Below are 13,664 nucleotides of genomic sequence, written 5' to 3' on the forward strand. Positions count from 1 at the left end.
GGGGTAGCCACTTGTCATTCTCAAGTGGCTACCCCGCACTTTCTTAGCGTTGACCTTACGGATGGGGCAGGCTTACCGCATACAGATACCAGGCCGCATGCGGCAGCCATTGCTCTGTCCAGCGCCAGTCTTCGTCCTTGCCGGTCACAGCGAAGCCTTCGTTGAAGGCGATGCCGTCTTCATCGTTCGTCGCTGACGTGACGCCGTTAATGACCGCCCCGGGAGCGCTTGTGTACTTATAGGACTTGAAGAACATATACGCGGTATCGCCATGGCCACTGCCTATCAGCATGCTCACATCGAATGGGTTCCGGCCTTCGATCCAGTGCAGTTGATTCCATGCGTAGTCCTGCAGTTGCTTCTGAAAGCCAGGATCGTCCGCGTAAAACGGCGCAGCCATGCGTGCGGCAGCGGCGAGGGAGGCCAGCCGCGCGTTCTCGCCCTGCCACCAAGGAGCGGCCTCCGTATCGTGTGGGAAGAAGTACGCGCTGCGCACCTTGCCATCGCCCATGCGCACCAGTTGCCGCGCATAGCCGAACGGATTGTTCTTCTCCGCGGTGATACTCAGCTCGAAGTGCAACGACCGCTTTACCGCCGCGTAGACCTTCTGCTGCATCGCAGGAGACGCGGTCTCGGCATACTCCAGAAGGCTCACTACAGGCAGCCCGGCATCGGACGGATGAAAGAACGGACGCGACCCCTCATCGGCACGCCACGGGTCCTGATATCCCGCTATCGTTGTGAGCCGGCCCATCAGCCGTTCGGCACGGCCATCGGCAGCAGCTTGATACTTCGGCAGCTTCGTCGCACGATAGAGCTCGGTAGCCGCCATGAGCGCGCAGTAGTCGTCGAGGATGTTCTCTTTGCCATCGTTCAACAGCTCCCGATTGTGCGCGGATAGAAACTCGAACGCGCTCTCCGCTGTCTTCAGATACTCGGTGCGGGAGATGTCGCCTTCCTCAGGCATGGTGCTGGCGAGCGCCAAAGCAGCGATCGACATGCCCCCACCGGCCCGGAAGCTCGCCTCGTAGGCATGCGGGCCGTTGGCGGTCTGGATCTGCTCGGTAGAGTCCGAGGCGTTCTTCTTGATCTGCGTCCGCCAGTTCGGATTTCCAATCTCCCGATCCTTCGCCAGCTTCTCTTTGCCCGGCTCAGTGATGCTCTCGTAGAACGAGCCGTCCGGCCGCTTGATCCGCACCAGGTAATCGGCTCCGAACAAGCCTTCATCCAGCAGCCGCCGTTCGTATTCGCTGAAGTTATCGTCGTGCCGTGCCTGCAGCACGAGGTAGCTCTTCAACAGTGTCCAGGCCACCAGCGGCACCTGCTGCGGATTGAAGTACGACGTCAGGTTCTGGTGCGAGAGATGGATGCCGTAGTCACCGGTCGCGTCGTACCAGCCACCATGAAGATCGACGAACCCGGAACCGCCCGGAACCTTCAGGTGCCGATCCGCCTTGTCGAACAGGCCGCTGGAACGCTGCCCCTTGAAGTAGTACACGACATTCGAGAGCGTCTCGCGCTCCAGGAGGTTGTCCTCAATCGCAAAGGGGCAAGAACTTACCTCACCTGCCGCGGTCTTCGTCCGGACCTCGTAGTGCCCGGTCGTATGCCACGCGGAGAAGTCAGCCGTCCAGAACACCCGGCCTCCCCAGTGGCCGACTTCCCCGCTGGGCGTCAGGTCTGCCGTCAGCACCGTCTTGCCTGTCGCAGCATCCACCAGTGAGAACTGCCGTGGGTGATCCTGCTCCGTACCGAGGATTAACGCCTGTTTGACCGAGGCGGTCTCGTAGCCGACCTGGTCTACCAGCACCCGCGGCTGGACCTGCGCTTGGGCGGTACCCGCCAGAGCGAACGAAAACAGGCAGCAGCCCACGAATAACTTGACGCCATAACGATCCATCTTCATGCGCTCTCTCACAATCAGCAGATTCCTCTCGACATGCGCAGCGATTATCGACAATGATGGTATGACTTTATACTGAACTTGCTTAACGAACATAACTAAGGGAGCAAACGCTTGTCTATGAATGAAAGACGCCGCGATGTCCCACGCTTCTGGTCTCCGCTACGCCTGACGGTTCTGGGCGCGCTGACCCTGCTTAATGGCTTCCACGCCATCGCGGAACCGAAGGTTCCTCCGCAAAAAGCCATCGTCGCTTACGTCTTTCTCAAGGACCGCACCCTGCAGCCGAACGAGATTGCCGTCAATAAGCTCACGCGCATCAACTATGCCTTTGCGAATATCCGGGGCGGCCGGATCGTCAACGGCTTCAAGAACGACGACCAGAATCTGGCGGATCTGGTAGCGCTGAAACAGCAGAATCCTTCACTTACGGTGCTCGTCTCCGTCGGCGGTTGGGAGTGGTCCGACAGCTTCTCCGACATGGTTCTCACCAAGGCCTCCCGTCGTGAATTCATCGCCAGCGTGACCGATTATGTTGAGCATCACCAGCTCGACGGCCTGGACATTGACTGGGAGTATCCCGGCATGGCGGGGTCTACGAATCACTTTCGGCCGGAAGACACGCACAACTTCACACTGCTGCTGAAAGAACTACGCGCGAGTTTCAAGCATCAGGAGCGCAAGCTGCATCGGCAGCTCTATCTCACGATCGCCGCTGGGGCCTCATCGGGTTACATCATGAACACCGAAATGGACAAGGTGCAGCAGTATATCGACACCGTCAACCTTATGGCTTATGACTATTACGGGTCAGAGAAGACGACAGGCAATCATGCGCCGCTCTTCACAGATCCGAACGATCCGCAAAAGATCTCCGCCGACCGCTCCGTCCACGAGTTCGAGCAGGCGGGCGTGCCGGCGGAGAAGATCGTCCTCGGCGTTCCCTTCTATGGACATCGGTGGGGCGATGTCGCCGACGTGCAGCATGGCCTCTTTCAGGCCGGAACTCCGCTGCCGCAAGGCTACACACAGTACAGCATCGTCTCGACAACGTTGCTGAACAACGGCTTCGACCGCTACTGGGATAAGGCCGCATCGGTGCCCTACCTCTACAGCCCAAGCCAGAAGATCTTCGTGTCCTATGAAGACACCGAATCGCTCGCGTTGAAGGCGCGCTATGTGACGGACCAACACCTGGGCGGCATTATGTTCTGGGACTACGATGGCGATCCCTCGGGAACACTGCTCGATACTGTCCACACAGGTTTAACCCAACCCACAGCGGATAAAGCGCAATGACCACTGCTCAACCGGTATTTGTAAGCGAAGCTCCTCGCGCAACACGCGTGGCCTCGATCGATATCTTCCGCGGCCTCACCATGGCCGTCATGATCTTCGTCAACGATCTCGATGGCGTCCAGGGTCTGCCCTGGTGGACGCATCACGCGAAGGCCAATATCGACGTGATGACCTATGTCGACATGGTCTTCCCGTTCTTTCTCTTCATCATTGGGCTCTCCATGCCGCTCGCTATCCAGCAGCGGCTGAAGAAGAACCCATCCATGCCCCAGCTCTGGCTGCATGTGCTCATCCGCTCCGTCAGTCTGGTTGCCCTGGGAGTGATCCTCGCCAATGCCGGCAAGGGCAGCGCCGCGCTGATGCACATGTCTCCCTATGCCTGGACTCTGCTTGCGCTTCTTGGGATGGCGCTCTTTCTCAGTGTCTATCCCAGCAATGGCCGCCATGCAAATCTGCACAAGTGGCTGCGCCTGGGCGGTCTTGCGCTGGCGCTTGTCATGTTCGCGATCTTCCGCCGCGTCACGCACGACGGCCACGTCGCCTGGCTTAGCTTTTCCTATCTGGAGATTCTCGGTCTCATCGGATGCACCTACTTCGCCGTGTCACTCCTTTACATTCCAACGCGCCGTTGGCCGTGGGCCTCTCTCGCGTGGTTCATCGTACTGGTGGCCTTCAGCAGCCTCTGCAGCGCAAAGATCATCGTCTTTGAGCACAGCTTCCCACTCTACGTGTGGCCCTTCGGCGACGGCACGATGGCCTTCGTCACGATGGCCGGTATCGTCACATCAGTCGTCTTCATCGGCGAAGAGCGCTGGCAGACGCTGCGCAATAAGCTCCTGCTGGGGTCGGCCTTCGGCATTGCGTCTCTTATCGCGGGGTACTTCCTGACGCCGCTCGGCATCTCCAAGATTCGCGACACACCGACCTGGGGACTCTACAGCGTGGGCGCGGCTGTGCTGCTGTTCACTGCCCTCTTCTGGCTGTGCGATGTGAAGAGGCAAACCTCCTGGGCAGCCTTCGTACACCCCGCCGGAGCGAACACGCTGCTTACCTACCTGCTGCCGGATGTATGGTACTTCCTTACCGCACTGCTTGGCTTCAAGTGGTTTGAGCTTCACCTCAACTCGGGCTTGCCCGGAGCTCTGCGCTCAGCGATCTTTACGGCTCTCATGCTGGCGATTGCGGGAGTTCTGCTGCGGATGCGGGTCAGGCTTCAGCTTTAGGCAACAATTTCACAGATCAGAAATGAACGTTCCGATAGAAGATGCAGTAGGTCTCCAGGTACCAGGAGCCAACGAAGAGAAGGAACATCAATCCTGAAGCCCACCAGAACAACTGCATAGGCAAGGTGGACGCAAGCCTCGCGTTACCTGCCTGGGGCTTCTGGGTCGATTCGCCGAAGATTAGTCCGCTTGCCAGGGCAATTCCACCGGACAGCGCCAGCAACTCAAGAGAGTCCCAGATTCTCTCGTGAAGTCCGCTTGGCGGCCCCAGGAAGGCCGTATGGAAGACAGCACACAGGGAGAGTAGGCACAACATCAAGGAGATCGGCTTGGCCACCTCTTTCAACAGCATGCTGGCCTCCTCGCGCCCCTCAGTTTACGCTCCCTCAAACACTGCGGACAACTTACCGTAGCAGAGGCATCAGCGATGATGCCTCCGCAACGGTTGACGAAGATGAACTCCACTTAGAAACGGAGTTCGCCTCCCAGCTGGATATTTCGATTTCCCGGCGGCGGCACGATGGCGCCATTCGCAGCGAACGTTGCCGTTGAGCCGGAACTGTAATAGTGATTCAGAAATCCAGGCTGCGGCGACTTCAGAACATCCTCAAGATATCCATCCGGAGTTGCAAAATAGGCGCGATTCAAGGCATTGAACGCGGTGATCTGCAACTGGAGGGTAACTTTTCCTTTTAGCCGGATGTCCTTATAGATGCTCGCATCCACCGAGTTCCACGCAGCACCGCGAAGCGTATTCCGTCCTACTCCCGGATACGGGTTGCCAAGTGCCTCGGCCTCGTACTGGTTGTTGTAGATCCAGTGAACATCGCTGCGAGAGATATATTTCCCCTTTACGGCATAGTCCATATAACCATGCCCCGTGTTGATGCCAACCGATCCGAGGGGCGCCTTCGGATTCGAAAGAACTGGCCGGCATACATCATTGCCGGAGTTGAAATAACTGCTGAACACCGAGTCACAGTTGCTGCTGTAGCTCTTGGGATCATTCTGATTCACATTTAACGATTGTGCGGCGACGCTTTGAAATGGAGTAAAGGGCTGACCGCTGTTGTAGGTATAGAAAGCATTAGCCCGATATCCGCCAAGTAACCTGCCCAGAATCCCTGTCTCTTCCTTGAAGAACGGAGAGGTGAAAGTAACCTTGGCAGCGAGCGAATGCGTATAAGACTGCCCGTTTACCCCGCGTTCACCTGTCGAAATATCCAGGGGATTCTGAGCGTAGGCGATTGTCGTACCGCCGGCGAAGGTGCTATCGATCTCGCTCGTGTTATCGATCGCGCGGCTATAGGCATAGGCAACCGAGCCACTCCAATGATGAAGCGACCTGGTTGTGAAGGAAGTCTGCAGGCCGTTGTACTGTGAGAACGCCGTATTCGCCACCGTGCTGCGTAAGGAGTGCGTGCAGTCCAAACGCAGGTATCCCGCCGAAGCAGGATCAGTACAGGGAGAGGCACTGCCCAGGTAGGGATTTGAATTAATTCTCTGGAACTCATGAGTTACATGATTGCCGACATAGCGTATCTCAACAGCGCTCTCTTTCCCGACCTGGTGTTGAATGCCGAGTGTCCAGGTCTCTACAGAAGCGGGACGAAAGCTGGTCGGCACATCCTGCTCGGGATTGAATCTTGGATCTCCACCCGATGGAATCAGTGGGTCGTCGAGCGCATGTACGGCCGCGTAGGTGAATCCGCCATGAGGCAAACAATTGACAGTCTGTCCATCGCAGTTAAACGTACCGGAGTTGACGACGGGGCTTCCTGAGGCAGCCGTAAGAAATATCTCGTTGAAGGGGGGATCGGCGTTGATCGAAAATCCACCCCGTATCACTAACCCTTTATCCATGTCGGGATTGAAAGAAAATCCAAGCCGCGGCTCGATGTTCTTCCAGTAGTTATCAATATGGGGGAAAGTAGTCGCGGAGAGCGGCAGTGAGGTATTCCAGAAGGGATTTGCGCCTGTCTGCTGAGCCACCGTCTCTTTGTGCAGCGCGTTTACCGCCTGTCCAAAGTACTCATAACGAAGACCGACGTTCAAAGTAAGGTTCGGCGTGGCCTTGATATCGTCCTGAATATAGAGGAATACGTTAGGCGCTTCAAAGTGTGTCGTAGCATTGCCGGCAGTCAGCGAAGTAAACGAGACTCCCTCCAGCAGCGCTGTGTATCCATTGTAGGTGTCCGCTCCTGACGACGTGTTGCGAAGCGGGAAGCCCGAAGGGCCCGGTGTGAAGTTGAAGACACCCGCGCCGTTCGGCAGATTGATATTGGGATTGTTCTGGTAATCGAATTCGCCACCGAAGCTGATGCTGTGGCGGCCGATAGATCCCGTCGCGTTGTTCTGCACCTGGGTCACCTTGGTAATACGCCCCGTGGGGTAGCCTGCCGGATAGCCTAACTGGAGAAACGAGCTTCCAAAGCTTACGCTCGACGGGCAGGCGCCCAGATTGCCGATCGTACAATCAGGCACTCCACCACCCTTCAAACCCAAGCCTGGCTTGCTGAAAAGAATAACGAATCTGGTCGACCCAGCGCGGCGAGAAGGTATGAGTCCAGTCAGCGCCGACCGAATGCGTAGAACTTTGAACGTTGACACTGCTGCCCGCCACCAGGTTACCGAAGTAAGCAATGAGTGGGGTGTCCTGGTAGATGTAGCGCAGATAGAAGTGGTCCCTTTCCGTTGGCTGGAAGTCCAGGCGCCCCATGTGTTCCTGATCGAGATCAATGTTCGCCACGTTGCGCGCGACCTGGGCCATCTCAATCGCCTGGGTTGTATTGCCATCGGTAACAAGGACCGAGGAGGTTGGACCGAACGAGGTTGGATGTCCTGCTGCATAAGCGAATGGGCCCTGCTTCACCAGTTCATCCGTTCCGGGATTGTTTGGGAAACTCTGCTGTAGTTGCGCCAGGCCTGCAGCGTCAGGAAAGAGCGTACCCGCGCTGGTATATCGCGTTGCTCCCTGAAAGGTTCTTACCCAGTAGGTACTGCCAAAGAAGAAAAGCTTGTCCTTGAGGACCGGACCACCGAGAGTTCCACCAAAAGCATTCTGAACGAAACCCGGTACCGCAGGCCGTGTGCAGCCGGACGATACATCTTCCCCCGGCGTGCAATAACCAAACTGGGGCCCCTTTTGGCCCTGCGTTAGCGACGACAGCCAGGTTCCGGTATAGAACTCGAAGCCTGACCCGTGAAACTCGTTGGCGCCACTCCTCGTAACGTAGTTCACGATGCTGCCCGCATTGCGCCCATACTGCGCGCTGAAGTTATTGGAGATCACTTGTATTTCCTGCAGCGCGTCCTGGTTGGAGAAGTAGATCTGCGGGCCGGTAATCAGGAGATCGTTGTTCGCCTGTCCATCGAGCTCGGAGTTATTGGACCGCGAACGCAGGCCATTCGAGGAATAATCCGTTCCGTTCGACTGCGCCTGCCCATTGCCATGAGTCGAAACGATCCCTGGCGACAGCAAAGCCGTGGTGTCGAATCCGCCATAGACAGGAAGCTCCTGAAGCGCCTTTGCCTCAATCGTCGCCGACCCCTGCGATGAAACCGTATCGAGCAGAGCTGCTGAACTGGCTGCTACCTGCACCGTCTCTGTCATCGAACCGGGCTGCAGCTTCTCGTTCCCGATCGAGGTCGTATTGCCGGTCGTGACCAGTGCCTGCTGTATCGTGTCTTTGCTGAAGCCTTCGTTCACAATGCTCACCGTGTAGGAACCCACCGGCAGGTCGCGAAGCGTAAACGTGCCATCAGAGCCGGTAACGGTCTTGAAGAGGCCTTTGGTACTTTCGTTCTCGGCTGTAACGCTCGCATTGACCACAGCAGCTCCGGAAGAGTCGGAGACAAAGCCGGTGAGTGAGCCCGTAATAATGCCTTGAGCCAACAAGGCAGGAGGAAGGAACGGAGTTACGAACAAGGTGCTCATGACAAACCCAACCAGAAGCATGGGCAGAAAGCGATTTAGCATTCGCGACATTCGAATCTCCTAGGAATACAGGGATAGAGGACAATGAAAGGCATGGTCCAGAACGAATCAGCCGTGAAGGCTCTGCAGGAACGGCACCCGCCAGGAGGATACGCGGGGTTCTGGCTCAGAAAGATACTTATGAACGTATCGTTAACATGTATCCCGGTCAACGGAATCTTGACGTACTGCTCATTTTGTTTGCGAGTGCAGCCGCCACGGCCCCGCTAAAACCCCGAAAATAAGCTGGCATTGCCACTTCAAGCAGCTCAGGGGCTTCGCAAGGCATAGAGGCTTATTAACGACTATTGACAAAGAATCGGCATCGCGGGATACTCGTCTATATTCAATGGTGATCCGGAGCCTCTCATGCAGGTCAATCTAGCAGGTGCAGAGGAAGGTCCAGATCGCCAAATGGGGCTCTTCGGAGCCTGCACCTCTAACATGCTCAATATGATAGGGGTGGGGCCGTTCCTGAGCATCCCCCTCGTCCTGATCGCTGTACATGGCTCGAAGGTCCTGCTCGCCTGGGTTCTGGGTGCGGTGATCTCGCTGTGCGATGGCCTCGTATGGGCGGAACTCGGTTCTGCCATGCCCTTCTCCGGAGGGCCTTACTTTTACCTCCGGTATGCCTTCGGAGAGAAAACCTACGGCAAGGCGGCAAGCTTTCTTGTTCTCTGGTCGTCTGTGCTAACCGCTCCTCTTCTGATTGCCTCGGGCGCCGTGGGCTTTGCCCAGTACCTTCGATATCTCTGGCCGACCCTCCACGATGGGGGGCTTTCCCTCATCGCCATGGCGGTCTGCCTCATCAATGTGATCCTGCTCTATCGCAGGATCACGACGATCAGCGCCATCTCCATCGGGCTCTGGTTACTGGTCATCGGAACCATCATCTGGATCATCGTGAGTGGAGCGACACACGTTCCGTTCGCCCTCAAAGAACAGTTCAGCGGCGGGTATCCGGTCATGGATGGCGCGTTCTGGAAGGGTGTAGGCGCCGCGACCCTGATCGCTGTCTACGATTACGCCGGCTACTATAACGTCTGCCTGATCGGGGGCGAATTGAAGCGTCCCGAACGCACGATCCCCTACTCGATCATCGGTTCCATCTTCCTGGTGGCTATTCTTTACATCGCCATGAACCTTGCCATCATCGGCGTACTCCCGGTTCAACAGAGCATGCACTCCAGCGCGATCGTAGCGGACTACATGCAGGCGGTTTACAACGTCAGGTATGCCAGGATCGCGGATGTGCTCATCCTGGTCGCAGCCTTTGCCTCCGTGTTTGCCATCCTGCTCGGCTTCTCGCGCATTCCCTTTGCGGCTGCAAAGCAAGGAGAGTTCTTCAGCATCTTTGCGAAGGAACACCCGACGAAAAACTTTCCGCATGCTTCGCTGCTGATCCTCGGCGTTCTCTCCGCCTGCGCCTGCTTGCTCAGCCTTAGTACGCTCATCAGCCTGGTCATCGTTATCCAGACGATGGTCCAGTTTCTTGCCCAGTGCGTCGCGGTAGTTTTATTGCGCAGGAGTCATGCCGGCAAGAATAATCTCACCTTTCGCATGCCGCTCTATCCCTTACCGGTAGTCATCGCTTTTATAGGATGGCTCCTTATTCTGGCCTCCAGCGGCGTAAGAAATATCCTTCTCGCTCTCGCCATCACGCTCGCGGGAATAGCTGCTTTTCTCTATAAATCACGCCAGGAACAAAGCTGGCCTTTTGAAACCTTATGACTAAATGCTGGAATATCGCCGTTGTCGGCGAAGTATATGTAGACCATATCTTTACCGATTTTGACCACGTCCCGCTGCCCGGGGAAGAGGTCTTCGCAGAGCAGTATCGCCGCGAGGCCGGGGGCGGCACCGTCAACACAGCCTGCGCCTTGGCTCGCCTTGGCCACAACTCCTCTATCTTCGGAGTGTTTGGGGAAGATGAAGAGGCATGGCTTCGCTTGAGACTAAGTTCGTTTGGAGTGCATGCTGAGCACGCTGCCTCCTCTGAGCTCCCAAATGCACTCACTGTAAGCATGTCGACGACCTCGGACCGCAGCTTTTTGAGCTATGCCGGCGCCAATCGAATTCTGGAAAAATATGTAGCTCTGCCTGAAACGATCGCTGCTCTTTCCATGGCTCAGCACGTTCATTTCGCCATGCCGCTCGAAGTTGAACATGCAAAAGTATTATTGCCTTCTCTGCGTACCGCCGGCTGCACCCTGTCGATCGACCCAGGGTGGCGCAAGGATTGGTTCCTGAGCCCTGGAAGCCTTGATATATTACGCATGGTCGACCTATTTTTACCGAACGAGAGCGAAGCCCAATTGCTAACCGGACACAAGAAACCAGAACAGATGCTACGTTCCTGTGCCGCTTTGGGACTGCACCACACAGTCATTAAACTGGGACCTCGTGGAGCGGTCACTTTTCAGAACGACCAGCTGTACACAATGGTGCCGCCAGATGTTCAAGTGATTGATACTACCGGGGCGGGCGATGCTTTTGACGCCGGTTTTATCGATGCCTGGTTATCCGGGGCCGATATCGAAGAGCAACTGCGGAGGGCCTGCATCTGCGGCTCCCTCTCCACCCGTGCCCGCGGCGCTCTTACCGCTCTGCCTTTCCGTGAGGAGATGCGGGACTTTGTACAGGAAAAATCTATCTTCTAAGCTCGTGGAGAATGAATGTCGAACCTATCAATGGATCCTGCGTTCGCATCGCTTGCCAAGCACCCGAGGGAGGTTCTCCGGGATGCAAACGTTGCGCGTGAAGCACTCGCTGCTGCACGGCAGGGTTCTAAGTCGTGGGCATCAGAGTTAGATCTCGAGATAGAAGACCTGGATGTTCCCTCTTCCAACAGCGAAGAAAAGCAGGTCCCGATACGTATCTATCGCCCAAAAGCCGCAGAGGGCGCACTGCCCGTACTGCTCTACCTTCATGGGGGTGGGTTTTATTGCGGAGACCTTTTCTCTGAGGAGCGGCAATGCGCCCATTATGCACACAACGCGCAGTGTGCCGTTGTGTGCGTAGCTTACCGGCTCGCTCCCGAAGCCCCCTTCCCCGCCGCACTTACAGACTGCTACCGCGTACTTGAGTTTCTCTGGAACGAGAGCGAGAACCTGAATCTCGATCGCGACCTCCTTGCCATAGGAGGCTCCAGTGCGGGAGCGAATCTCGCCGCCGCCACCGCGCTGCTCGCGCGTGACCGGAAGGGGCCCAGGATCTGCTTTCAGATGCTGTTGATTCCTGCCCTGGATGACCGTCTCGAGACACCGTCCGCGCATCAATTTACCGATGTTCCCGACTTTGCGAGACCCGAAGCAGAGGCCATGTGGCGCTGGTACCTTGGTCAAAACGTGCAGGAGGTTTCGCCTTACGCGGCTCCGGCACGCGCTGAGTATCTATCTGACCTGCCCACAGCGTACATACTCTGCGCTGGCCTTGATCCCCTTCGAGATGAAGGCCTCCATTACGCACGGCGCCTGACAGAGGCCGGAGTAGCCGTGGAACTCCACCTGGTTCCCTCCATCCCTCATGGTTTCGCCAGTATTCCTTCTGCGGAGGTCTCAAAGCGCCTGTTAAACGAGCAGGTAGACATCCTGCGTAATGTATTTCTCCCCAAATGAAACAGTTTATGAGACTATGTAGGAATTCCATTCCAGAGTAGGCCTACGTGGATGTCCCTGCCCGCATCTTTGGTTAGACAAGATTGCTACTGCCAGGTTCAATCAAGGCAGTTCAAGGTTTGTCATTCGCTTTTGTTTCCTTCAACGGAAATAGATAAGCTAGATTACCCATAAGAGCTGATGGCGGAAGTTTTAGAATTTTTCTAGGATCGTTCGAGGCAGCAGGATGAGTAAGAGTCGAATATTGATAGGCAGTCCCGCATTAATGCGCCAGACAAATGCGCGCACAATTTTGATGTTGTTGAAGAAATTGGACCACTGTTCGCGTGCGGATCTTGTTCGCGAAACCGGCATGAGCGCTCCAACGGTTGCGAATGTCGTCTCCGATCTCAACGACCTCGGATTGATTGAATGGATTGGCGAAGGTACATCCAGCGGCGGCCGCCGGCCGGACAATCTTCGCTTCAAAGCTGACTATGGATGCCTTGCAGGAGTCGACATCACTGCGGACGCACTTCGTATTCTGGTTACTGACCTGAACGGCACGCTCATCGAGGAACAGTACGAATCTCTGCCAAAGGACTCCCGCAATCCAATTGCTGTGATCGAGATATTGCGTGGTTCGCTAAAAGCAATCATGCAGAGACATAGTCTGGCCTGGAAGAAGTTACTTGCCATGACGGTCGGCGTAGCCGGAATTATCAACGTTCGCGATGGAGTCGTTATCTCCGTTAGCAATTTAAACGCCTGGAGAGATCTTCCTCTCCTGGACATGCTGAAAAAGCAATTCTCGTGTGCCCTGTTTGTAGAGAACGATACCAATCTCGCGGCGATTGGGGAGCACTTTCGCGGTGTTGCTCAATCGGAAGAAAGTTTCATCTTCGTCACCGTAGGATCGGGTGTCGGCGCGGGAATATTTGTCAATGGCCAGATCGTGCATGGATCGAGTTGGTCGGCTGGAGAAATTGGCTATCTCCGCATCCCCAACGTCTCGGGCATGCCACCTTCTTTGTATGAATTCGGCGGCCTTGAGCAGGTGGTAGGCGGTCCCGGTATTTTAAGAAGCTGGAATGCAGCCGGAAACAAATCGGGCGCGGCGATCAAAGTACGCAAAGCAAGCGATGTGCTGGACCTCGCACTGGAAGGCAACTCGGCTGCACAGAAACTGGTCCTGCAGCGTGCCCGCCTGCTCAAAGACGTGGTTCTCAATCTCGCTCTCACCTTGAATCCCAGTCTCTTTGTATTCGGGGGCGAACTGGGAGCCCATGCGGCATTACTGGAGCCGACGGTGGAGATGCTGCGCAAAAGTGAGATTGCGGTCGCCGAGGTGTTGCCAAGTAGCCTCGGAAAATCGGCCGTCGTATGGGGCGCCGTGGCTATGGCCATGCGGGATTCTGAGCAGAAACTATATCGCTACTAGATCCATCGCTGACAGATCCAGACTGTAAACCTCTATCTGATTGGTTTTGCTTTGCCTGGTTTCGACAGACGATAAAACGTTCGGCCAGGCAGCGCTGCAACAGGCGTCAATACCCTGCAATCCCTGCAACATCTTGCGATAGCAGGAGATATCTCCGTATCCTTTTTTAAATTTGTTTCGTAAACACAGATGCAGGCAATGCTGAACAAGGTATTGTTAAAATACT

General features: G+C 56.0%; 10 protein-coding genes. 6 read left to right on the forward strand and 4 right to left on the reverse strand.

Features of this window, described 5'->3' with window-relative positions:
* Nucleotides 1–55 precede the first annotated feature (55 nt).
* The gene (locus tag HDF15_RS05880; RefSeq protein WP_184253668.1) at nt 56–1,906 is read right to left on the reverse strand and encodes a glycoside hydrolase family 9 protein; all 1,851 of its coding nucleotides are present in this window, start codon (nt 1,904–1,906) and stop codon (nt 56–58) included.
* Between the two features lie 117 nt (nt 1,907–2,023).
* Here HDF15_RS05880 and HDF15_RS05885 point away from each other — a divergent pair, with 117 nt between their 5' ends.
* Both HDF15_RS05885 and HDF15_RS05890 read left to right on the forward strand, forming a co-directional pair.
* Nucleotides 2,024–3,202, forward strand: coding sequence for a glycoside hydrolase family 18 protein (locus HDF15_RS05885; protein ID WP_184253669.1), 1,179 nt, complete (start codon nt 2,024–2,026; stop codon nt 3,200–3,202).
* A complete protein-coding gene (locus tag HDF15_RS05890) occupies nt 3,199–4,425 on the forward strand; it encodes a DUF5009 domain-containing protein (RefSeq protein ID WP_184253670.1) in 1,227 nt (408 codons plus the stop codon). The genes HDF15_RS05885 and HDF15_RS05890 overlap by 4 nt, the downstream gene beginning before the upstream one ends.
* A 16-nt stretch (nt 4,426–4,441) precedes the next feature.
* Here HDF15_RS05890 and HDF15_RS05895 read toward each other — a convergent pair whose 3' ends face one another.
* The 3 genes from HDF15_RS05895 to HDF15_RS05905 all read right to left on the reverse strand — a co-directional run bounded on the left by HDF15_RS05895 (nt 4,442) and on the right by HDF15_RS05905 (nt 8,413).
* Nucleotides 4,442–4,777: a hypothetical protein gene (locus HDF15_RS05895; protein ID WP_184253671.1), complete on the reverse strand. Its 336-nt coding sequence runs from the start codon at nt 4,775–4,777 to the stop codon at nt 4,442–4,444.
* 113 nt (nt 4,778–4,890) lie between these two features.
* Complete coding sequence (locus HDF15_RS05900; RefSeq protein ID WP_184253672.1) at nt 4,891–6,909, reverse strand: hypothetical protein; 2,019 nt, start codon at nt 6,907–6,909, stop codon at nt 4,891–4,893.
* Nucleotides 6,902–8,413, reverse strand: coding sequence for a carboxypeptidase-like regulatory domain-containing protein (locus HDF15_RS05905; protein ID WP_184253673.1), 1,512 nt, complete (start codon nt 8,411–8,413; stop codon nt 6,902–6,904). The genes HDF15_RS05900 and HDF15_RS05905 overlap by 8 nt, the downstream gene beginning before the upstream one ends.
* Before the next feature lie 357 nt (nt 8,414–8,770).
* Here HDF15_RS05905 and HDF15_RS05910 point away from each other — a divergent pair, with 357 nt between their 5' ends.
* The 4 genes from HDF15_RS05910 (at nt 8,771) to HDF15_RS05925 (ending at nt 13,438) form a co-directional block, all read left to right on the forward strand.
* Entirely contained in the window at nt 8,771–10,132 is a 1,362-nt protein-coding gene (locus HDF15_RS05910; RefSeq protein WP_184253675.1) for an APC family permease, read from the forward strand.
* Nucleotides 10,129–11,061 (forward strand): carbohydrate kinase family protein, encoded by a 933-nt coding sequence (locus HDF15_RS05915; protein WP_184253677.1) that lies wholly within the window; start codon nt 10,129–10,131, stop codon nt 11,059–11,061. The genes HDF15_RS05910 and HDF15_RS05915 overlap by 4 nt, the downstream gene beginning before the upstream one ends.
* 15 nt (nt 11,062–11,076) lie before the next feature.
* The gene (locus tag HDF15_RS05920) at nt 11,077–12,018 is read left to right on the forward strand and encodes an alpha/beta hydrolase (protein WP_184253679.1); all 942 of its coding nucleotides are present in this window, start codon (nt 11,077–11,079) and stop codon (nt 12,016–12,018) included.
* A 352-nt stretch (nt 12,019–12,370) separates the two neighbouring features.
* Complete coding sequence (locus HDF15_RS05925) at nt 12,371–13,438, forward strand: ROK family protein (protein ID WP_184253681.1); 1,068 nt, start codon at nt 12,371–12,373, stop codon at nt 13,436–13,438.
* Nucleotides 13,439–13,664: the final 226 nt, after the last annotated feature.

Source organism: Granulicella mallensis, assembly GCF_014203225.1.
GTDB lineage: Bacteria > Acidobacteriota > Terriglobia > Terriglobales > Acidobacteriaceae > Granulicella > Granulicella mallensis_A.

Coding starts and splice junctions, on each gene's coding strand:
- HDF15_RS05910 (WP_184253675.1), top strand. CDS start 8,771: ATGCAGGTCAATCTAGCAGGTGCAGAGGAAGGTCCAGATCGCCAAATG.
- HDF15_RS05925 (WP_184253681.1), top strand. CDS start 12,371: ATGAGCGCTCCAACGGTTGCGAATGTCGTCTCCGATCTCAACGACCTC.
- HDF15_RS05895 (WP_184253671.1), bottom strand. CDS start 4,777: ATGCTGTTGAAAGAGGTGGCCAAGCCGATCTCCTTGATGTTGTGCCTA.
- HDF15_RS05920 (WP_184253679.1), top strand. CDS start 11,077: ATGTCGAACCTATCAATGGATCCTGCGTTCGCATCGCTTGCCAAGCAC.
- HDF15_RS05885 (WP_184253669.1), top strand. CDS start 2,024: ATGAATGAAAGACGCCGCGATGTCCCACGCTTCTGGTCTCCGCTACGC.
- HDF15_RS05915 (WP_184253677.1), top strand. CDS start 10,129: ATGACTAAATGCTGGAATATCGCCGTTGTCGGCGAAGTATATGTAGAC.
- HDF15_RS05905 (WP_184253673.1), bottom strand. CDS start 8,413: ATGTCGCGAATGCTAAATCGCTTTCTGCCCATGCTTCTGGTTGGGTTT.
- HDF15_RS05880 (WP_184253668.1), bottom strand. CDS start 1,906: ATGAAGATGGATCGTTATGGCGTCAAGTTATTCGTGGGCTGCTGCCTG.
- HDF15_RS05890 (WP_184253670.1), top strand. CDS start 3,199: ATGACCACTGCTCAACCGGTATTTGTAAGCGAAGCTCCTCGCGCAACA.